The following is a 20,577-nucleotide window of genomic DNA, read 5'->3' on the forward strand; positions in this document are numbered from 1 at the left end:
GCAGAAGGAAAGAAACATTATAACGGATAGCCGGTAGGCATGGCGAACCGCGTTTTTTCGCTATCGCGAGATGCCATGGCGGTCTTCCCTCCTACATGACAAAACCGCTGTTCCGGCGGGCTGCCGGACAGCGGCATGCAAAGCTGAGAGATTGGGCCCTGAGAGATTGGGCCTTCGGGGATGAAGACGGAGCCGTCTTCTATTCCTCCTCCTCTTCGTCGTCCTTATCTTTTTTCTCGGGTTTCAGGACCATTTTGCCTTCCTTGAGGCTGGCATTGAGGTCGGTCTCGGCCACTTCCTTGTGCACCAGGTTCTGGTGGCAGTCGATGCAGGTTGCCCCCTCGGTCTCCATCTTCTTGTGCGCCGCCTTGGCATCGCCCCCCGGCGGCTGCGGGTTCTTGTGGCATTCGCGGCAGGTCCTGCTGTCCCATTTCTTGAGGTTCATGCGCGCATCGTGCGCCATGATGAGCCTGCGCTCGTTGAATTTCTCCAGGGTGGAGTAGTCGTTGGCATATTCCAGGTACAACTCGCGCGCACCATCGACCACGTGCGTGGCCACAGCCAGGTGGAAGTTCTTGAACCCCTGCGGGATGTGGCAGTCCTTGCACCCGGGATTGGCACCCAGCGCTCCATAGTGGGAGGAGCTCTTGAGCTCTTCGGCCGGATAGGACATCGAATGGCAGCTGGTGCAGAATTCAGTGGTGGAGACGGCGGCCTCGCCGCCGAATACCACCGCCACCATGACGATCCCCAGTAATACACCCCCAAGCAGGGTGCCTGTGCGCGCCCCGGCCATCAGTCTTCCGTGCCCGATTTCTCGCCGACTTTGGCCTTGGACTGGAAGTCGTCATGGTACTTGAACTTGGGATCGCCCTCGAAGGTGCCGTCCAGCTTGTAGTGCTCGTGCATGGCCTTGGTGTCCTTGACGTATTTGTCGAAGTCGAAGGTGTATTTCTTGTCCACTTCAGGGGTGAACGGGGTGTAGGGTTCCTTGGCCCCCTTCCACGGCGAGCCCTTGTAGTTCAGGTGGCAGGCGTTGCAGGATTCCTCGAACTTGAAGTCCTGCCCGGCATCGGCCAGGCTCTGGCGCGGGGCGGTCTTCTTGGATTTTTCATACGCCGCCCCCGCCTTGCGGTGCATGCCGCGATACTTGGAGCCGGGGCCGTGGCAGGATTCGCAGCCTACGCCAGTGGTGAATTTGCTGGGGTCCTCGATGGTGTAGCCGCCTTCCTTGCCCCAGCCGTCCACGTGGCAGCCCACGCAGTCCTTGTCCTTGGTGTAGTCTTTCTTGGGATCGAGCTTGGCTTTCTTCTTGGCTTCAGCCTTGGTGTTGGGCTTGAGCGAGTCCATGGCCTTGGCGTGGGCGGTCTCGCCCCAGGATTGCGCCTGGCTCTTGTGACAGGAACTGCATTTCTTGCGGCCTTCGAATGATTGGGCGGTGGCACTGCCCGCGAATACCGCCAGCATGGCTGCCGCGGCAAGTGCAAATGTCAGGGGGCGCATGGTTTCTCCTTTTTTATTCGGGAATGAAGATCTGTTCGTATCCGTGAATTATCCGTCTCTTATCAGGATATCCAGCAATCCCCACAGGGATTTCATTTCGGGATTCCTGCCTTTATTCCCATACTGTATCGCTGGTTTATCCAAACGGGTAGCACCAGTACCATCACTCTTTCTGGTACCATGGTACCGCGTCCGCCAAAGCCGGTAGCCAGGCATGAGGGGCTCTCTCTATGGCGGGGTCGGGCAGCGCAGGAACGCATCGGGCGCAAAGCCCAAAGCCGCTTGTCATCCCGGCAGCACGTGCCTTGCGGTCGAGCACAAGGGGTGCTGCATGGGGACGCATCTTGCAGCAGGGGAGGTCTGCCAGGGATCAAACCTTGCCAGGGGTTCAGCTTTCAGGAGCAGCCGGGACAGGGGTTGCAGGGGTTGCACTGGCTGCATCAGCTGCAGGCCTGGCCCCGGGGATCTGGTAGACCCAGTAACCGCCTTGCTGGTAGATGAGCTGCAGGGCGGTCAGTTCCAGGGGCATGGTTTCGGTGAAGGGCAGCATCTGGGCGATCAGGGTCTGGCTGCTCTGGTCGTCGCGCAGGAAGTAGCCGCGCACCATCTTGTCAGAGATGGATTGCAGGGTGTAGGTGTGAAAGCCGTTGCCCTGCATCCAGTTCTTGAGGTAGCCGATGAGGCCGTGCATGTTGCCTTCCATGGGGAAGTTCTTGTAGGTGATGTCGAATTGCTGGGGCCGCAACAGCCCCAGCTTGTAGAGGTCGGTGACGTGGATGACAAGGTAGGCTTCGCGTTCACCCGCGAGCTCGCGCAGCTGTGCGGCGCCTTTTTCGGGGGCGGCCAGCAGGGCGTCGGCAAAGCGCTGGAACTGGCGCTGCTGTTGCGCGTCGGGGGCGCCACCCCAGAAGCTGTCTTCGTATTGGCGGATGCTGTCGCCGCGGTTTTGCCAGTGGGCGGGAATGATGAGGGGTTCGCCCAGGTGGGAGGTGAACAGGGTGTCGCGCCCGGCCAGGAGGCGGATCTGGCGGGAGGTGTCCCACCAGCCGAGGATGAGGGCGTCCCTGGGGGCATGCTTGCCGATGGCGGCAGCCAGGGTGATGAGTTCGGAGAGCTTGCTGTCGGTGGACAGGAGCAGTTCGCTGGTGCGGTTTTCCCAGTCGAGCATGACAGGCGGGGTGGCGCCCTGGCGCGCGGTGTGGAGGATGGCTAAAGGCTGGTCCACGCCTTCGGTGCGGATTTCGTACTGGGCGATGGCAAGGTCGGGCCAGGCTTCCAGTCCCAGCTGGCTGAAGGTGTCGGCATTGCCTTCCTGCACCAGTTGGTAGCGGTAGGGGGCGGGTGGGGGATTGAACCAGAGCCAGGCAAACCAGGCAAGCAAAAACACGCCTCCCGCCACCAGGAGGATGCCCAGTGACGGGAGGAGTTTGTTCCCCGGGCGCGCCGTGCTTCGGTCAGCGCTCGGGGAGGGGGTGCCGGTGGAGATGGCCAAGCTTTACTGGCGCTCGCTTCTTTCGCGCCGGCGCCATCCCGCCAGGGCCAGGGTGCCAGCCAGCAGCATGCCCCCGCCCAGGCCGCCCAGGGAGAGCTTCTCGCTGTTGCCATCGAGGTCGAGGAAGCTGGTGCGGCCTTTTTCCATCTTGGCTACCCGGGCCTGCAGGGCGGCCATTTCACGGATCTTGGTGTTCTCGTCCATGACTTCGACGTAGGCGCGGTTCATGGGGCCCCAGCCTTCGGTGTAGGTCCAGCCGCCCGGGTTGACGTGCGCCAGTCCTACGTGCAGCTTGGGCAGGTCGTTTTCTCCCATTTCCAGCACCTTGAGTTCGATGGCGGCAGGGTTGTTGTCCTTGGACCAGTAGAGCTGGGTGAAGCCTGCGAACATTTCCTTGTCAGGCGGCAGCGGCAGCGGCCGGTTGGTCTTCTGTCCGGTGAGCAGTCCTTCCTTGTAGAGCTTCTCGGCTACACCGTGCGCTTCCTTGAATTTGGCGATGCCGTGCAGGGTGCCTTTGTCCATGAATTCCAGGTAGGAGCGGGCAAAACGCTCGCTGTGGCACTGGGTGCAGGTCTTGACCCAGGAGTCCAGCCGGGCTTCGGACCATTCGCTGTTGATGTTCTCGGCTATGCCAGGAACAGCCGGGTAGTTGGCCCAGCGGATCTTCCTCACGACGTTGTGGCTGTATTTGCCTTCGTATTCAAAGTGGCAGCCGGCACAGGTGGGGGCGGTCTGTCCGCCTTTGCTGTAGGCGTCCTTGAGCGGCGCTTCCCAGTTCCATTTGTCGCCCATCATGGAGACGATCTTGCCGTGCTTGCTCATGGAGTACGCTTCCCAGTTGTTGTGGTCCACGCCGCTGTGGCAGGTGGCGCACGCTTCGGGTTTGCGCGATTCGGCTACGGAGAATTCGTGACGGGTGTGGCAGGAGTCGCATTTGTTCTGGTTGGTGTGGCACATGCTGCAGCCTTCGGCGATCTCGCGCTGGGGCATGGCGGCAAATACGGCAACTTCAACGTTGGCTTTCCAGTCCAGTGCGTGCGAGGGGCGCCCTTGCGGCCATTGCTTGTTGGGCCAGACGAGGGTGTCGCGCTCGGATTCGCGCTCGGCAAATTCCTGCAGGTGGCAGGTGCCGCATACGTCCGCCGTGGGCATGCGCAGGTCCTTCATGTGGTCGGCTTTCTTCTTGGTGTTGATGTCGACGTGACAGTCGATGCAGCCAACTTCCTTGAGCTTTTCATTGGCTCCCAGCCGCCCCATGGAGCGCAGGTTCTTCTCAACGTCTTCCAGCTTGGCTTTCTTGTAGTAGGTGGGGTCGCTGGGCTTTAGGTTCCTGACCTTGTCCAGGTTGGCGTGCGTGCTCTTCTTCCAGGCATTCACCCATATCGGCGATTCGTCCGTGTGGCATTTGACGCATTCCTGCCGCTCGGCCACTTCTTTCATGGAGGTCGGCGGCTTGTAGTAGGAGGCCGGGTCAAAATACATGCTCATGGGTATCGGCTCCCAGTATTTGGCCAGCGTCCCTCTCCCCGCTCCTTGCTCAGGGTCCTTGTAGCGCTTGGTCACCGCTTCGTGCAGTTGCTTGGGCGATGCGCTCTGTTCCAGATTCAGCGCTTTGTAGGTCTCCTTCGGTACGCTCGGAAAATTCGCCTGCGCTCCCGACGCCAACATCAACCCTACCCCTATCCCCACCGCTCCCTTACATACCCTCAGCCAATACTCGGCTCCCATCGCTCTCTCCTTTGTTCCATGAAATTTTTTTGTACTCTTCTGTACTCGAATGATCAGTCCTGGCCGCTTCCAGCCGCATGACTTGTCCCCATGCCCGCCTAGCCGTCATTCCTCTCCCGTCATCCGGTCCGCCTTTTTACGCCTTTCTACATACACCTTTCCATACAGACCTTTCTACATACACCTTTTTTCAGCTATACCCCCAATGCTCCAAGGGCCACCCTCAAAACGCCGCCTAGCCTATCCTCTCCATCCCAGACTGTCAAGAATGTTGACGAATAAAATTGCTGCCAAAATTGCTGCCGGGTGCCCGGAAATTGCGGAAAACACTCTCAAATATCGCCCTGACAGGAGCTATCGGCTAAACAACGCTTAAAAAAGCGGCTTCAACGCCATGTTGAAGCCGCTTTGTTGTAGAGCTATTGAGGCTTGTGGATTTTAGTGATCCATGGCCGGGGTGGAATTTTCGTTGGGTTTCTTGAGCTGTATCATGAGATCGTCATTCCATTTGCCCTCGACGTTCATGTGGGCCGCAGCACCCAGCAACACTGCATCGATCAGGTTGTGGTTCAGGTATACATAGAGTCCCGGCTGCTTGAAGTCATACAGGGCCACGCCAGAACCGCCACCGGGGATGAACCAGGTTTCCTGTCCTTGTATGGGAGGATCGCTGAATTTACCCCCTTGCCATACCAGGTCGCCATGGCCGCCAATCAGGTGGGGGCGGGTATCGCGGTTGGCCTGGCTATGGATGAACAGCACCTTCTCGCCTACCTTGGCCTTGAGCGCATTGTCTCCGGTCAAGGCGCCGACCGCGCCATTGAAGACCACGTGGGAGGGGATCAGTCCCTTGGACAGTTCAAGCATCTCATGCATGCCCTCGGCTGGGGAGCCATAGGTCTTGTACTTGCCATCGGCACCCTTGGGCAGATACAGGTCCTGCTCGCCGATGTAGTAGGCACGGTCATAGCGCACCGGCTTGCCCTTGGCATCCTTCAGGCCATCGCGCGGCAGCACCATGACGGCGCCGTTCATGCCCGAGATGACGTGGAACGGAATCATGGTCCCGCCAGGAGCGCAGTGGTACACGAACACTCCCGCCTTGACCGCCTTCCAGCGCAGCACCACGTCCTCGCCCGGGGCCACCAGGGTCAGGCCGGCTCCGCCCAGCGCCCCAGTCGATGCATGAAAGTCCACGTTGTGCGACATGGTGCTGGTCTTGGGGTTGACCAGGGTCAGTTCCACATAGTCACCCTCGTGCACCACGATCAGCGGACCAGGTACCGTGCCATTGAAGGTCAGGGCCCACATCTTGGTGCCGTCCGGCGCAATCTGCACCAGCTTTTCTATGGTTTCCATGCGCACCTTGACTATCTTGGGGCCTCCCTTGGCAACCTGGTCGTGCTTGGGCACGAAAGGCGGCGCAACCAGCTCCTGGGTCACCACTGGCAACTTGGATACGTTCGTCGCCGCCACTGCCGGTACCGCGCTCATGCATAGCAACCCGAATCCGAGCGCCCCTTGAACAACTTTATTCATGTTTCCCTCCATATATGTTTATTCATCAGCGCATAGCCTGCGCCTCTCCATCCGCCCGTGCGTTCGATGGCCGACTGCTCACCCTTTTCTGAAGAGCATCTCTAAAAATTCACCCCGGCCCATCAACCCAGCCCCACTCCATCCCGTTCAATACCCGCTTCCCCACCGCCGCATGACATGCCAGCGCCATATCTTGAAACAGGAAGGAAAACATAGGAAAGATGAGCGATTTCGATTTCGAATTCTTAGAGATGCCCTAAAGAATGCCTTGCAGAACCGAATGCTCCACAAAGCTTCCACAGAGCAAAGGCCCGCCAACTATACAGCTTTACTTTAATGCTGTCCATGGCGATCTGTTTATGTAGTCGATTGAAAAACCACGATAACTTTGGGGTTTTCGATACCCCTGCCCACCAGCGTCTATGACGACCAGATTACGATCAAAACGTCGTGGCCTGGTCAGCGTCTCTCAGTGCGCTTCCTTCTGGCCAGACCCACGGTTCCTCGCGCTATCCAGGGAAATACGGCAAGCAGGACGAGCGATCCGATAACTGCCGGGGAAAGAATATCGGAGATACTGGTAATCGTCGCCAGTTGAGTGCCCGCATTCACATAAACCATGGTGCCGGCCAGCATGCCGAAGAGACTCGTCCAGAAGAACGTGACCGTTGAAATGGCAGTCAACCCCATCAGCAGGTTGATGATGAAAAAAGGAAACAGTGGTACGAGGCGCAAGGTGAGAAGATAGATAGCTCCATCGCGCGCGATGCCGGCATTGATCACTTCCATGCGATCGCCGAAGCGGCGTTGCACCGCATCCCGAAACACGTAGCGTGCCAGCCAGAAAGCCAGGATCGCGCCAATGCTGGCAGAGAAAAGTGCGGCGGGAACCCCGACCCATAGCCCGAAAACGGCCCCGCCTGCCAGGGTCATGACCGCTGATCCCGGCAGGGAAAGTGCAGCGATCAGAATATAGGTGGCCATATAAAAACCGATCATGCGCAGTGGCTGCGCCTCATAAGCGCGCTGCAACTCGTCTCGGCTGCCCTTGAGCGAATCCAGGCTGAGGAAACGCTCGAGATCAAGCGCAAAAAACAAGCCAACCAGGAGTACCAGCAATATGAGCAGCCACCAGTGCTTCATGCGGAAGTCTCTGGAAGGAAATACAGAGCGGATTCAGGATGAAACAGCTTTCACAGCATGGCAAACCGTTGGCCATGCCATGCACATGACGGGTTTTCTTTTCGGTGTCAGCAGGGGGGCTTGCCGAGGATATGACGCCTAGGCAGGCTATGTAGCGCTTCTGGAATCCTGACGCTGCTTGAACCATTGCTCCAGCATCAGCAATACCCACACCATAGTTCCGTGATATCCCGCATGCTCGTCCAGGTGATGCCGCAGCAGCTTTTCTATGAAGTCTCCGCGTATGATATTTCGCGCGCGCAAATCGCTCAGGCTGTCCGCGGCCAACGCCTGCAAAGGCTTATGATGACGCAACCATACTCCGAAAGGCAGCCCGAAGCCATGTTTTTGCTTGGCGATGATTTCGTCCGGAAGAAACCCGCGCAGCGCTTCCTTGAAAAAATAACGCAACTTGGTACCCTTAAGCTTGAGCTGCGGCTCCAGGCGCAGGGAAAATGCCACCACTTCATCGCTGATAAGCGGAAAGACTGCCTGGATTCCCGCCAATTCGCAACCTTTGGCTACTTTAGGCAGGTCGTTATCTGCAAGAGTAAATTTTCTGTCAAAGGCCAGCATCTTGTTTATCAGGCTGCGAGCTCCGTTCTGATGATAGGTCTCATCGAGAAGGCTCGCCGGATAATTCAGGTTTATGGCAGATAGAAATTCGGGGGTGAAGACGGCCTCACGGCCATAGTGATCCAGCAAATTATATGTTTCCGTGCGGGCAGGCATGGGAATGGAAGCCTGCTCGATGTAGCTGCGCGCCTTGCGGATCAGCGGCACAGCTCCGCCTCCGGGAACACCGAATACAAGCGGCTCTATAAGCGCGCTTCGCAAGAGCGAAGGGGCTTGTTCATATAGCGAAAACAGATGCTGCTTGGCATAGCGGACATTGCCACCGAATAATTCGTCTCCGCCATCACCCCCAAGCATTCTGCTCAGGCCGTCGGCCTGAGCCATACGGGCACAATAATACGTGGGAATCGCGGAGGAATTGCCGAAAGGCTGGTCGAATACCGCGGCAACCTGGGGAATGGCGGCCACGATGTCATCAGGAGTGACGTAATATTCCTGGTGGCGAGTGGAGAAGTGCCTTGCCGCGATGCGGGCATACTCCATTTCGTCATAGCCGGATGCGTCAAAACCGATGGAGTAAGTACGCGCCGGCTGGCCTGTGACCTCTCCCAGCACACCTGCGATAGTCGAGCTGTCCGTACCGCCGCTCAGAAAAGCGCCGACCTGCTGGCCGTCGACGGCTTCACGCACGCTCGAGTGCAACACCTCAAGAAAATCGTGCTTGAGCTCCTGGAAGGGCCGTTTCTCATTCTCCAGAAAATGCATTTCCCAGTATCTGCGTATCTCGGACCGTCCGTTTCGATAGATGAGATATTCGCCCGGCAGAAGCCGCTTTTGCCCCTCATAGATCGATCCCGGGCCTGGAACCATGTGAAAATAGATATAGTCGTACAGACTCTGGGAAGACACCCGGCCGTTGGCCGCTGGATGCAGGAGGATGGAATCGGCGGACGAGCCAAAGATCAGCCGCTTATCGGCGGCATCGAAGGAAATCGGATAAGTGCCCATCCTATCCGTCGCCAGGACCGCTTCGCTGCCACCGTCGCGCTCACGCAAAACGCATAATGCGAAAGCGCCTTCCAGGCCTTCAAAAACCTGCTCGCCTTTTGCGCGCCATTGATCCTCCAGGGCTTTCGCCAATCCCACGGCGCGGGAAAGCTCAGCCAGCCGAGGCTCGCGAAATCTCGGCTTTCCCCAGATCGCGACAAAGACTCCTTCTTCCTGATGAATATGGGCGTGGTCACTGCTCGCAGAAACTGCGAGACCGCTATTTTTACCTGCAGAGCCGTGAAAAATGCTTTTGTCGAAGCGGGCGAGGGGAGCAGCCATTTTCCTTATCAGCTCCCCGTTTTCGGAGACGGAATCCCCGTAACCTATCCAGCCGCAGAGCCCGCTCAAAATAAATTCCCTGTTTTTTCAACCATGACCTTCACTCTAATTCTTGTTTATGACAATAAATGACAACTCGTCGCAAAAAAAGCGTCCCAACCGCTCCTAAGGAAACCCTGAACAAGTCCTCGCTAAACGCTTCCCATGTCAGACCAGCGCCTCTGCGGGCGTGGGATGGCTCAGAAACGCCGTCGGGCTGGCTGTAAGTCCGTAAGCACCGGATTGAAAGACGACAATCAAATCACCATCCTCCGCCCTGGCCATTTCCATTCGATCCGCCAGCAGATCAAGCGGCGTGCAAAGCGGTCCCACCACTGAAACCGTTTCGCGTTCATGCCCTTTTAGCCTGTTTCCAACCGCAACCGGAAAATTCTTGCGGATCACCTGGCCAAAATTTCCCGATGCCGCCAGATGATGATGAAGCCCGCCATCCGTAATCAGAAATATCTGGCCCCGCGACTCCTTTCGTTCCAATACGCGGCACACATAGATGCCTGCCTCGGCCACCAGATAGCGTCCCAGCTCGATCACCACGCGAGCCTCCGGCAGGCGCCTATTTACCTCGCCCATAAGGCGCCCCAGATTATCGCCTACCGGAACGAGGTCCAGCGCTTGATCGCCGGGAAAATAAGGCACGCCAAAACCACCGCCAATGTTCAGCAAACGAACCGGCCCCGGCGCATGCTCGGCCAATTCCATGCCGAGTTGCAGAGTTTTTTCATGCGCCTCCTGGATAGCCGTCACTTTAAGATTTTGTGAACCGCTGAAAATATGGAAACCCTGGAAATCGAGACCAAGCCTGCCGATCCGGGCGAGCAGGGCAGGCACGCGCTCTGCATCGACGCCAAATTGCTTGGCGCCTCCCCCCATTTTCATACTGGAGGATTTTAATTCGAAATCCGGATTTACTCGTACCGCCACCTTGGGACAAATACCGAGGAGATTTCCCAGCCCGGCGATCCGCTCCATTTCATGCTCCGATTCCATATTGAGGACGATTCCCGCCGCGATGGCGCAGGAAAGTTCCTCGTCCCGCTTTCCCGGTCCGGCAAAGCTGATAAGACCGGGAGGCATAGGGGTATCGAGAGCGACCTTCATCTCGGCCAGGGAAGCCACGTCGAGGCCGTCCACCAGGCTTGCCATATGCTGAACGACTGCGGGCATGGGATTGGCCTTCATCGCATAGTGAAGATGAATCTCGGCAGGCAGATGCCGGCGCAGCAAAGCAATTCGTTCTGTTATCTTTCCCCGGTCGTAAGCGTAGAACGGGGTTCTGCCTATCCGTTGAGCCAGGCGCGAGAGCGGAATGCCACCGACCTGGAGGCAGTCGTCAATAACGGGAAACTGGACCAGCGGAGCGTGCCTTGGAGGGACATTACTCATGCGTCAACTTCCATGAAAGCGCCCTCGAGTTCCTGGGCAAGGGATTTGCGGTCGATCTTGCCATTGGGATTCCTGGGCAAGCTTCCTTCGCGCAGGTCGATCCGGCCTGGCAACATGAATCCGGGAAGCTGGAGTTTGCATGCGGCCATCAGCGCTTCGGTATCAAGAGTTGCTCCCGCTCTGGGTGTCACGACCAATACAATCGCCTGCCCCAGCACCGGATGAGGAATCCCGATTGCAGCGGCTTCGCCCACCAATTCGGTGGCATATATCACCTCTTCGACCTCGGTTGGGCTGACGCGATAGCCCGAAGTCTTGATCATTTCATCCCGGCGGCCGATAAAATACAGGAAACCCTCTTCGTCCATGCGTACAGTATCGCCTGACCAGACCGCCAGTTCGGTAAGAGGCAAGCCTGGTTGAAGACAGGAAACCGGCTTGAAGCGCGCCAGCGTTTTTTCCCTGTCATTCCAGTATCCCATCGAAACCAGCGCTCCCCGATGCACCAGTTCCCCTGGCTCGCCGGGCGCGCAAGGCACGCCATCTTCGCGCACCACGAGCACTTCCGCGTTCGGAATCGCCTTGCCTATGGAATCTGGCCGCCTGGCCACTTCTTCGGGAGGCAGATAGGTCGAGCGAAAAGCCTCTGTAAGTCCGTACATGAGAAATACCGCGGTAGCCGAAAGCTTGGCGCGAAGCAATTCAAGGGTTGCTCCAGGCATCGCTCCGCCTGAATTGGTAATATAACGCAAGGAAAGACCAGCCGGCCAATTCAGCTGCGCAAGCTGAATCCAGAGCGGGGGCACGGCAGCCAGCCCCGTAATGCCTTCCTTTTCAACGGCGGCGATGATGTCTCGCGGAAGCAGATGGTTCATCAGCACGTTGGTGGCGCCCACGTGAAAGGCGGTGGTAAGTTGGCTAAGTCCGTAGTCGAAGCTGAGCGGCAATACCGAAAGAATGCGATCATCGGGGCTATTCTTCAGGTATTGGGCAACGCTCATGGCTCCTGCCACCAGGTTGCGGTGGGAAAGGATCACACCTTTTGGTTTTCCAGTGCTGCCCGAAGTATAAAGAATGGCAGCCATATCGCTATCGATGCTGCGGTGGGGTTCGACCTTCCCACTCGCATGTGCCTGCCCCCACGACACGATGTCCGGTCCGGAAGGACCGCGGCTTATTTCTTCGGAATTCACCACGATGACTGCGTGGAGATCATGGCATTGCGGCAAAACGGGAGCCAGGAGCTGCAGCCGCTCACGGGAGGTTACCAGGATTCTCACATTGCAGTCCCGGAGAATGTAAACCACCTGCTCCGGTTTCAGGAGTGGATTGACGGGAACAAAAACGCCTCCGGCGGCAGCCGCGGCAAACAACGAAATCACCGCCTCCTGTCGTTTCTCCAGGTAAACGGCGACACGCTCCGCTCGACCGAGCCCGAGCGCGAGCATGGCGTCGCGCGTGCTTTCCACCTCTGACGCCAATGCCTCGTATGTCAACCGTTTTCCCTGATATATCAGCGCTTCTTTTTCGGGAGAGCGTTCCGCCGATCTGGAAATAAGCTCATGAACAAGATTTACCATTGAAGTAGCCTTCCAACGCAATAATTAGTCGTCCTGAAAAAATAGCCCGGAAGAAACTTCATTTCAGCCCGTGCCGGTTCATCAAATCGTAAATGGTGGGCCGACTCACACCGAGCAGCTCCGCCGCCTTGACAACATTTCCGTCCACTCGGGCCAGTGCCTTCATGAGCGCGTCGTACTCTGCCTTGTCCCGTATCTGCCTAAGGTTGATGGGGTCGGCCAGAGTAGCGGCGGATTGCAAGCCGAGATCTTCGGCGGTAATGAGGGGACCATCCGCCATGATGACCGCACGCTTGATGCAGTTCTCCATCTCCCGCACGTTGCCGGGCCAGGGATGGCCTTCGATCGCGGCAATTGCCTCCTGGCTGAAATTCAGGGAAGAGCGTTTCTCCTGCGCACAGAATTTGTTTTTAAAGTGATGCGCCAGCAAGGCAGCATCCCCGATCCGTTCTCGCAAAGGGGGAATCGTGATAACGATCTCGCTGAGCCGATAATAGAGATCCTCGCGAAAGCGCCCCTCCTCAATCAACTTCTTCAGGTTCTGATGGGTCGCACAGACGATACGGACATCCACCGGTATTTCCTTGCGTCCTCCGATACGCTCGATGACTCTTTCCTGCAGGAATCGGAGCAATTTCGCCTGTAATGCCATGGGCAGATCGCCCACCTCATCAAGAAAAAAGGTGCCTTCATCGGCAAGCTCGATTTTTCCCAGCGTCTGCTTCGCCGCGCCGGTATACGCACCCTTCTCATACCCGAACAGTTCGCTTTCCAGCAAGGATTCGGGAATGGCGGCGCAATTGATGGCCATGAAACGCTTTCCCTGCCTGGCACTCGACTGGTGCAACGCTCGAGCCAGAATTTCCTTGCCTGTACCGCTTTCCCCGAGCAGCATCACGGTTGCGTCGGATGGCGCCACCTTTTCGACGCTGCGGCATACCTTGAGCAATGCAGGGTCCCGGGTAATGATGCCCGTAATGAGCGAGTATGCCTGAGTCTGCAATAAGCGGCGGTTCTCCTGCTGCAAGGCATAAACGTAAAATGCCCTTTCCACGACCAGGCTCAGCATGTCGGAGTCAAAGGGCTTCTGATGAAAGTCATAAGCGCCCAAACCGATAGCCTTCAATGCGTTCCCGTGATCCTGATTCCCTGTAAGAACTATCAGCTTGGTATCCGGTGCAAGCTCGAGTATTTGCTCCAGTGTTGCGAGCCCTTCGGAAGCCCCATCGGGATCGGGGGGAAGCCCGAGATCCATGGTAATAACGGCCGGCTCATGCCGCCTGACTTGAGAAAGGGCACTTTCGCGGTCTGCCGCCACCAGCACTTCATAGGCGTCGAAACTCCAGCGCAATTGCTTTTGCAACCCAGGATCGTCTTCAATTACCAACAGCTTCCTTTTCTCCTGATTCACTTCCACTCCTCTCATATACCTTTATATACCTTCAAACCTGAATCCGGCAGTTGGACTGGATGGAGTATGCGGCTTTTGAAGTGCAGGGCAAGACGCAACTCCCTGGAATGGCTATTCCATTCCAGGGAGTTGCAACACAGCCATGTGCCCCAAAAATCGCGCAACCCACCTGTAGCAAATTCACCATGCAGGTGAACGTCAAGTACCTCGGAAAGTCTTTGTGGATCATAGTTCTAAACTGGAAATGAGCGGTCAACTGCCGGACTTAGGTTAAACATCCAAGCCAGGAAAAGCCGCAAGAATTCCAGTTATTTGTAAAGCTTGTGAATAGTTACTCCTCCGATACACCTTTTCATTTCATATGCACTGCTTTTACGGCACGCTGCTCGGCATAAAGAGGCAGGGCCACGCGAAAAACCGTACCGCTCAGGAGGCTGCTGGTAACCTCCAGCTTGCCTCCCAGCTCGGATACATACTCCTTGCTTTCGAATACACCTATGCCCATGCCTGCCGATTTGGTGGATTCGAAAGGCCTGAAGAGCCTCTCTCGAATAAATTCTTCACTCATGCCATGACCCGTATCTTTTATTTCGACCATCGCAAAGTCCCTCTCTTTTTTCAACAGAACCCTTACCTGGCCGGTGCGGGCGGTCGCCTCGATCGCATTCTGGATGAGGTGTCCCACAACTCTTTCCAGGCGCACCGAGTTGGCGTATACGGTCACGCCGGTATCCTCTATTTCGAGCACCGGTTTCGGTTCGGTAACGGATTTGCTCTTTACCGCATCCCGTAATAATGGCGCCAGAAGAAGCGGCGCGGGCTTCTCCGACGAACCGCCGCTCCGCAATTTCTCGAGTATCCGTTTCATTTTTTGAACGGAAAGATAGACGGTCTCGACCATATCTTCCTGGAATTCGGGATTTTTCTTATGCTTCTCCGCATTGGACAACAGGAGAGACAACTGGGAAACCAGATTTTTCAAGTCATGCACCACGAATGTCGACATGCGATTGAAGGATTCAAACTGACGTGCCACCAGGAGCGCATTGGCTGCTTCGTTTTGGGCAAGGTAACTTGCTGCCTGGTTGCCGGCAACCTTGAGCAGATCACTGACTTCCCAGTTCAGCTTCACCTTGCTCCTCGGCTGCACCAGGACCACGAAGCCAAAAAGGTCCCGGTGCTGAATCAGCGGTATTACCAGCCAGGCCTTGGAAAGACCTTGCAGCCAGGAGGGCAGGACAAGCCCATCGTACTTTTCGGGGATGGTCGCGTATTCCTGTAACTCGATGACCCATTCCTTCTGTCGCAAAAATTGACAAAACGCACTTTCCGCTGGCTCAAGCCCGCCCGAAACCGGCATGTTCCATTGCGTGACGGGTTCGAAATCGCCGGACTCCTGCCTGATCCATAAACCGCCGCCGGGACTTTCGACCAGTTGCGCCAAAGCCTGGATGGCGCGCTCCCCCAGTGCGTGCTCTCCCTCCGACAAGGTACGGGTAAAACGCAGCCATTCCTCCCTATAGTCATAGTTGTAGCTGAAAAAGTGCTTGCTGATGAAAACCTTAAGCCACGAACGCAACGTTCCGGAAAAAAAAACTGCCAGCAGCAAAACCAGGGCTCCGAACAGGAACGTCACCTGCATGACGGTGCCCCAGCTTCCACCGAAAAAACGGAGGTAGTAGCCGGCGGCGGCCATCGCCAACAGATACGCAGCGGCGCCAAATAACGCTACGGAATAGAATACGATGCGGCGCGAAACCGTAATGCCCAGAGACCACTGGGGATTTCGCGCGGCCGACACGGCTACCAGCGGAACCACCAGCGCATTGACTATGCCGCGCGCAGCCCAGATTTCAGTATTGATGAATCTGAACAGCAACGCCTCGCTATATAAATAGAAATCGAATGCAAAAATACCACCTATGCCGAGGCATGCAAGCTTTATTCCCCACCGCTGTTTTGCTGGCGTATTCCGGTACAACTGCTCCACGAGGATCATGCCCAGGATTGCCATCACGACACTACCGGTAATGCTATTGAGCGCCTCGGCCGGCCGGTGTATCGGAGCGTAAAAACCCGAGTTGGCGTATATCGCCAGAGCCAGGCATGCAACGTACAGTACTGCTATGGCGGCTACAGCAGGCCTCAGCTTACGGGTGTCGGCAGGTCTCGACTGATGGTAGGGCCCTAGCAGCACGAGAAGAAAAGCCGACCAGCCAGCGTTTCTGAGAACTTCGAGAATATCCGGAAGAACCCCGAGGGAGGCGGTTTGGGTAGCCTGGAAAGCAAGCGCAGCCGCCCATATTACTGAAAGAAGACATGCGACTGGCAGCACCATTCCATGCAGGCGGCCGCGCCAGCTTGTCAGCAGCAAAACCGTCAGAAACAAGTATGCCACTGCCGCTATGGTGTAACTGGCCGTCGCAATACTGATCAGCATGGCTTGCCGCCGGAAATCATCTTCCGCCCTTGCCTAGCACAACCACTTCAACGGTATCTATGAGAATGATGACATCAAGAAACAAGCTATGGTTCTTGACGTAGTACAAGTCATACTGCAGCTTTTCGACCGCATCCTCCACCGAGGACCCGTAGCCATAGCGAACCTGGGCCCACCCGGTTATTCCCGGCTTGATGCTATGCCTGACATTGTAATAGGGAATTTGAGCACAAAGCTGATCTACGAAATAGGGCCGTTCCGGCCGAGGCCCGACAAAACTCATCTCGCCGTTCAAGACATTGAATATCTGGGGAAGCTCATCGATCCGCAATTTCCTGATGATTCGGCCTACCCGCGTTATTCGTGGGTCATCTGTTGTTGCCCACTGCGGTCTTCCGCTTTTCTCGGCATCGTTTCCCATGCTGCGGAACTTCAGAACCATGAACGTTCTTCCACCTTTTCCAACCCGCTCCTGCCGGTAGAAGACAGGCCCCCGGTCCTCAAAGAAAATACACAGGGCCGTGATCAGCATTATGGGCAGCGTGACCATCAGGAGGACTCCGCTGGCCGCCAGGTCGAAAGCCCGCTTTATTCCGGACCTCAGCAGACTCTGATCGAATCCGCCGCCAAAGATCAGCCAGCTGGGGGAAAGGGAATTAACGCGAATTTGCCCCCGTTCGCGCTCGAAAAACGCGGCTTCATCGGTCACCTTGATTCCGTTCAGCTTGCATTCCAGTAAATCCTGAATCGGAAATGACCCGCCTCGACGCTCCTGCTTGGCAATGACGATTTCCCGGACGCCGTGCAGATTAACGAGCGTCATCAGCGAGTACCCCTTGGGGAGGACGGCGGAGGACGGAACCTTCAGGTCTTCGTCCGCCAGCGGCACAAATCCTACAATTTTGAATCCTCTGCCGCGCGGATCATTTTTAACCTGCTCGATGAATTCCTTTGCCTTTTCCCCGATACCCAGAACTATCGCCTGCGATTCCAGGATCCCCAGCCTGGACCATTTCAGGAAAGCGGCGCGCGTCAACAGGATGGCCGCCAAAGCAAGCATCATCACGAGCCCCAGAATCCCCCGTCCCAGATAAAGATCCGGCAGAATATAAAAAACCAGGGTCACGATCGCGAATCCCAGCGCCATGGAGGGCATCAGGCGAAAGAACGTATCTTTGAGATCCACGCGGGAATCCAGTTGATACATTCCCATCGCAGCCATGCTCAGCACCATGACAAAGGTAAAGGTGCTCGCTTCCGGGAACAGGGAAGAGAAGGAGAAAGGAAACGGCTCGGCCTGACCGAAAAAACGGATGCCCGCTCCAAAATAAACCATAGCCATCAATACGAAAATCTCCGTACCGATGAGCAAGACGGTGGTCCTGGAAATATAATGATTGTAGATACGAAGCAATTTGACCCCTCCGCGGCACCTCGGTGAAAAGGCGATCTCCTCTTCACAAGGCTGCATTACATATCAATCTGCCTGACTGTTGTTACGCGCTGCCAATACGCTCAATACGCACGGCTATCGCTGCGGATTGCCGACCCCCATCGTCGTGACGCAGGATTAAACGCGACAATACTTCGTTATTGCGCTGCCTTCGCGAAGACCACCCGGCTGCCGGAAGCCAGCACCGGAAAATTACAAAAGCTCATCCTTATTGCTCAGGCCATCGTCCCCGTTACGCATGGAGTCCGCACGATTCCAGCTTGCACCAATATCGCATAGCTTTTTGTAACTCTTTAATTTATTAAAACAAATATCATATTGGACGAGACTTCCAGTGAATAGCTGTCGTCCAGTCAGCCGGAAACTGTCAGGGTTTGTTTATCACATGATAGCAACTTCGTGGGCAAGAACAATTGGACCTTGGTACGCAAATAAGCCGAGGCTTATTTTAGCGAACATTTTTCCATACAGCGGGCGCCTGAACAGCAGGATGGGGAAAATTAAGGATTACCGGAAAGGAGGAAAGATTTGAACTTAAAATCCGGTAGTTGACCGCTTATTTCCAGTTTAGAGCCATGATCCACAAAGACTTTCCGCGGTACTCGACCTGCGAATGCCGAAAGTTCCACGGGCGATGATGGGATGGAGCAGTTGTCCGGATAGGCTCGAACTCAGAAAAGCCGCAGGTCCCGATACTGGATGGGATTATCCAGGAAAGACAGGCGGATTAGTGCCCCACGCTGGTAGAACCATGCGGAGGCATGGATCCCTTTACAATCAATGCGAGCTTGAGCCTGTCTGCAACATCCAGTTTCCGGAAAACCTCGGTCAGGTGGGCTTTGACCGTTCGCTCTGTTATGTCCAGCCGGCGCGCAATTTGCTTGTTGCTTTCTCCGTTGCCAACAAGCGTGGCGATTTCATATTCTCTGCGAGTGAGATTTGCGAGCAGTTCTCCGACGGCCTGCTTTATCTTGTTCTTTTCCTGCGTGATCATCACGAGCTCATTCAGAAGGTGCCAGCTCAGCGTGCGCCGGATCCACAATTCACCCTGCTGAACAGCCTGGACGACATTTTGTAATTGCTCGGGCTCAATATCGCCCCTGCAACAGCCTCTCACGCCAGTCCTGAAGAGACTCCATTCGATCTCGTCCGAAAGCGTGCCGCTTAAAATGATTACCCTGGTTTCCGGATTCAATTTCATCAACCCGAGGATTCCATTCGGTCCGTCCAGTTTGGGCAAATCGAGATCGAGCAGAAGGATTATGGGTTTGATCCGCACCAACTCACCCCGCAAGGAGTCAAGATTGGTCGAGCAGAATATGGGAGCCAGGCCGCGTATTCCCTGTTCCCAGCGGGACAAATTATCCTGAGAAGAACTGGCGAGCAAGATCAAGGCATTTCCCCAATGGTTTCGTCGAATTTCAATATCTTATTAATGCAATACTTTATCCATGATTTTACTCAGCATTTTGCGAGTGACCCAGATCTCGCCACGATCGATTACATGCACAGCCTTCAGAAAATAACATGGATCCGCCTCGTGACTCAAACAGCCTCGGGCGCCATAGGCCAGCGCCTGGATTATCTGTTCGTCCTGGGCAGATCTATCAGTCAGCAAGACCACGAGCGTTTCCGGACATTCCCGGTGCAGGGCATCCAGCAATGCAAAGTCCCCGATTATGGACTGGTCGAGATTTATGAAAAGAATACGAGGCTTCAATTGCGCGATTTTTGCGACAACTTCCTCCATCGAGCCATTTTCATAGTCTTGAAAGTCACTATCGATTCGCGCATCGCCTCCGGGCGCCATGATATCGGTCAGAACGGTGATGCCCTCCCCGCCTTGCAGGGATTGCTCCAATCTTGTACGTCTGCCTGGGTCCATATCGGCTATTGCCACAGTCACTGTTTCCATCGCTATCCTCCCCCGTCGCACATCCCGGAATCATAACCTGTCAATGAATCAACTCGTCCACTTTACCGCCATCCGGCTCGATGGCTTGATTGTTTCATACCCCACCAAGGACCTCACCACAAGGTCTACGCCCTGCTATCAGCATAGCGGAATAACGGGTACATCTTAAAACAGATTTTGTCTGACCACTGATCCCGCTAACGCTCGGCCTGCCTCGGCATCACGCCCCGCAGATGCATTCAGCGGAAGTTTAGCGCGCTTCCTCAAACCGGTTGCGCCCTAATAGTTCGCGAATATAGTTCCCGGGAATAGCATAGGTGATGCCGCTCGGGTTGCTGAGAGCAGCCTCCTTTTTTCCCTTTACAAATACCATATTGATCACTCCATACACAAGCCCGGTTTCGGAATCGTAGAGCGGGCTTCCGCTATTTCCCGGATAGGCGGTGCCGTCAAGCTGAAACACCACGTAGGCCGATTTTTGCAATTGATTGATCAGTTTTGCATCAAGCTGGCGCGAATTACGCGCGGGCAGCACAATCGGGGTGATCGATGAGACCATGGCGCGGTGGGTTACAGGGTATAGACCCAAAATCATTCCGATAGGAAACCCGGTAAATGCCAGCATTTGCCCTTCCCGGACCTTGTCGGCGTCTCCCAATTTCATGGAAGGCAAAGCAGGCCCGGTAATTTTCAACAGGGCAAGATCATGCTCCTTGTCGATAGCCGCGATGGCCGCAACCCGATACTCCGCCTGCTTGCCCTTTCCCGTAATTACGGTATATGACTCGTTGTTGGCGATATCCAGCACTTCGGGAACAACATGGGCATTGGTGACAACATGTAACCCGTCGTCGACCACGAAACCGGTGCCAAGGAAGTTGACCGGCGGAGAACGCGTCTTTTGCACCGTTCCTATTCCGACTATCGAAGGCTTTACGTTTTCGATGGTCCTGACAAGATCACTTGACCAAGCGTGCGAAATGCAC

The 20,577-nt window shown here is 55.9% G+C and carries 15 protein-coding genes; all 15 read right to left on the reverse strand.

The window, feature by feature from the left end; genetic code table 11:
* Positions 1 to 199: 199 nt before the first annotated feature.
* Entirely contained in the window at positions 200 to 796 is a 597-nt protein-coding gene (locus ACZ5CE_RS14335; RefSeq protein WP_464574880.1) for a NapC/NirT family cytochrome c, read from the reverse strand.
* Positions 796 to 1,503 carry a cytochrome c-550 CycA gene (cycA, locus tag ACZ5CE_RS14340; RefSeq protein ID WP_464574881.1) on the reverse strand — a complete coding sequence of 236 codons (708 nt, stop codon included), beginning with the start codon at positions 1,501 to 1,503 and terminating at the stop codon, positions 796 to 798. The genes ACZ5CE_RS14335 and cycA overlap by 1 nt, the downstream gene beginning before the upstream one ends.
* Before the next feature lie 388 nt (positions 1,504 to 1,891).
* Positions 1,892 to 2,995, reverse strand: coding sequence for a hydroxylamine oxidation protein HaoB (gene haoB / locus ACZ5CE_RS14345; RefSeq protein ID WP_464574882.1), 1,104 nt, complete (start codon positions 2,993 to 2,995; stop codon positions 1,892 to 1,894).
* Between the two features lie 3 nt (positions 2,996 to 2,998).
* Positions 2,999 to 4,723, reverse strand: a complete 1,725-nt coding sequence (locus ACZ5CE_RS14350; RefSeq protein WP_464574883.1) for a multiheme c-type cytochrome — start codon at positions 4,721 to 4,723, stop codon at positions 2,999 to 3,001.
* A 438-nt stretch (positions 4,724 to 5,161) separates the two neighbouring features.
* Positions 5,162 to 6,262 carry a copper-containing nitrite reductase gene (gene nirK / locus ACZ5CE_RS14355; RefSeq protein WP_464575576.1) on the reverse strand — a complete coding sequence of 367 codons (1,101 nt, stop codon included), beginning with the start codon at positions 6,260 to 6,262 and terminating at the stop codon, positions 5,162 to 5,164.
* 459 nt (positions 6,263 to 6,721) lie between these two features.
* A complete protein-coding gene (locus ACZ5CE_RS14360) occupies positions 6,722 to 7,405 on the reverse strand; it encodes a TVP38/TMEM64 family protein (protein WP_464575577.1) in 684 nt (227 codons plus the stop codon).
* Positions 7,406 to 7,552: 147 nt separating this feature from the next.
* The gene (locus tag ACZ5CE_RS14365; protein ID WP_464575578.1) at positions 7,553 to 9,418 is read right to left on the reverse strand and encodes an asparagine synthetase B family protein; all 1,866 of its coding nucleotides are present in this window, start codon (positions 9,416 to 9,418) and stop codon (positions 7,553 to 7,555) included.
* 138 nt (positions 9,419 to 9,556) lie between these two features.
* Positions 9,557 to 10,792, reverse strand: coding sequence for a pyridoxal-dependent decarboxylase, exosortase A system-associated (locus ACZ5CE_RS14370; protein WP_464575579.1), 1,236 nt, complete (start codon positions 10,790 to 10,792; stop codon positions 9,557 to 9,559).
* A complete protein-coding gene (locus ACZ5CE_RS14375; RefSeq protein WP_464575580.1) occupies positions 10,789 to 12,372 on the reverse strand; it encodes an acyl-CoA ligase (AMP-forming), exosortase A system-associated in 1,584 nt (527 codons plus the stop codon). The genes ACZ5CE_RS14370 and ACZ5CE_RS14375 overlap by 4 nt, the downstream gene beginning before the upstream one ends.
* A 58-nt stretch (positions 12,373 to 12,430) precedes the next feature.
* Entirely contained in the window at positions 12,431 to 13,783 is a 1,353-nt protein-coding gene (prsR, locus tag ACZ5CE_RS14380) for a PEP-CTERM-box response regulator transcription factor (protein ID WP_464575581.1), read from the reverse strand.
* 352 nt (positions 13,784 to 14,135) lie between these two features.
* Positions 14,136 to 16,223, reverse strand: a complete 2,088-nt coding sequence (gene prsK, locus ACZ5CE_RS14385) for an XrtA/PEP-CTERM system histidine kinase PrsK (RefSeq protein ID WP_464575582.1) — start codon at positions 16,221 to 16,223, stop codon at positions 14,136 to 14,138.
* Positions 16,224 to 16,239: 16 nt separating this feature from the next.
* Positions 16,240 to 17,637 carry a TIGR03013 family XrtA/PEP-CTERM system glycosyltransferase gene (locus ACZ5CE_RS14390; protein ID WP_464575583.1) on the reverse strand — a complete coding sequence of 466 codons (1,398 nt, stop codon included), beginning with the start codon at positions 17,635 to 17,637 and terminating at the stop codon, positions 16,240 to 16,242.
* A gap of 766 nt (positions 17,638 to 18,403) precedes the next feature.
* Positions 18,404 to 19,069, reverse strand: a complete 666-nt coding sequence (locus tag ACZ5CE_RS14395) for a response regulator transcription factor (protein WP_464575584.1) — start codon at positions 19,067 to 19,069, stop codon at positions 18,404 to 18,406.
* 39 nt (positions 19,070 to 19,108) lie between these two features.
* Positions 19,109 to 19,591, reverse strand: a complete 483-nt coding sequence (locus ACZ5CE_RS14400) for a response regulator (RefSeq protein WP_464575585.1) — start codon at positions 19,589 to 19,591, stop codon at positions 19,109 to 19,111.
* A gap of 250 nt (positions 19,592 to 19,841) precedes the next feature.
* Complete coding sequence (locus ACZ5CE_RS14405; RefSeq protein WP_464575587.1) at positions 19,842 to 20,498, reverse strand: S1 family peptidase; 657 nt, start codon at positions 20,496 to 20,498, stop codon at positions 19,842 to 19,844.
* Positions 20,499 to 20,577: the final 79 nt, after the last annotated feature.

The organism is Nitrosospira sp. TNL200 (genome assembly GCF_055386305.1).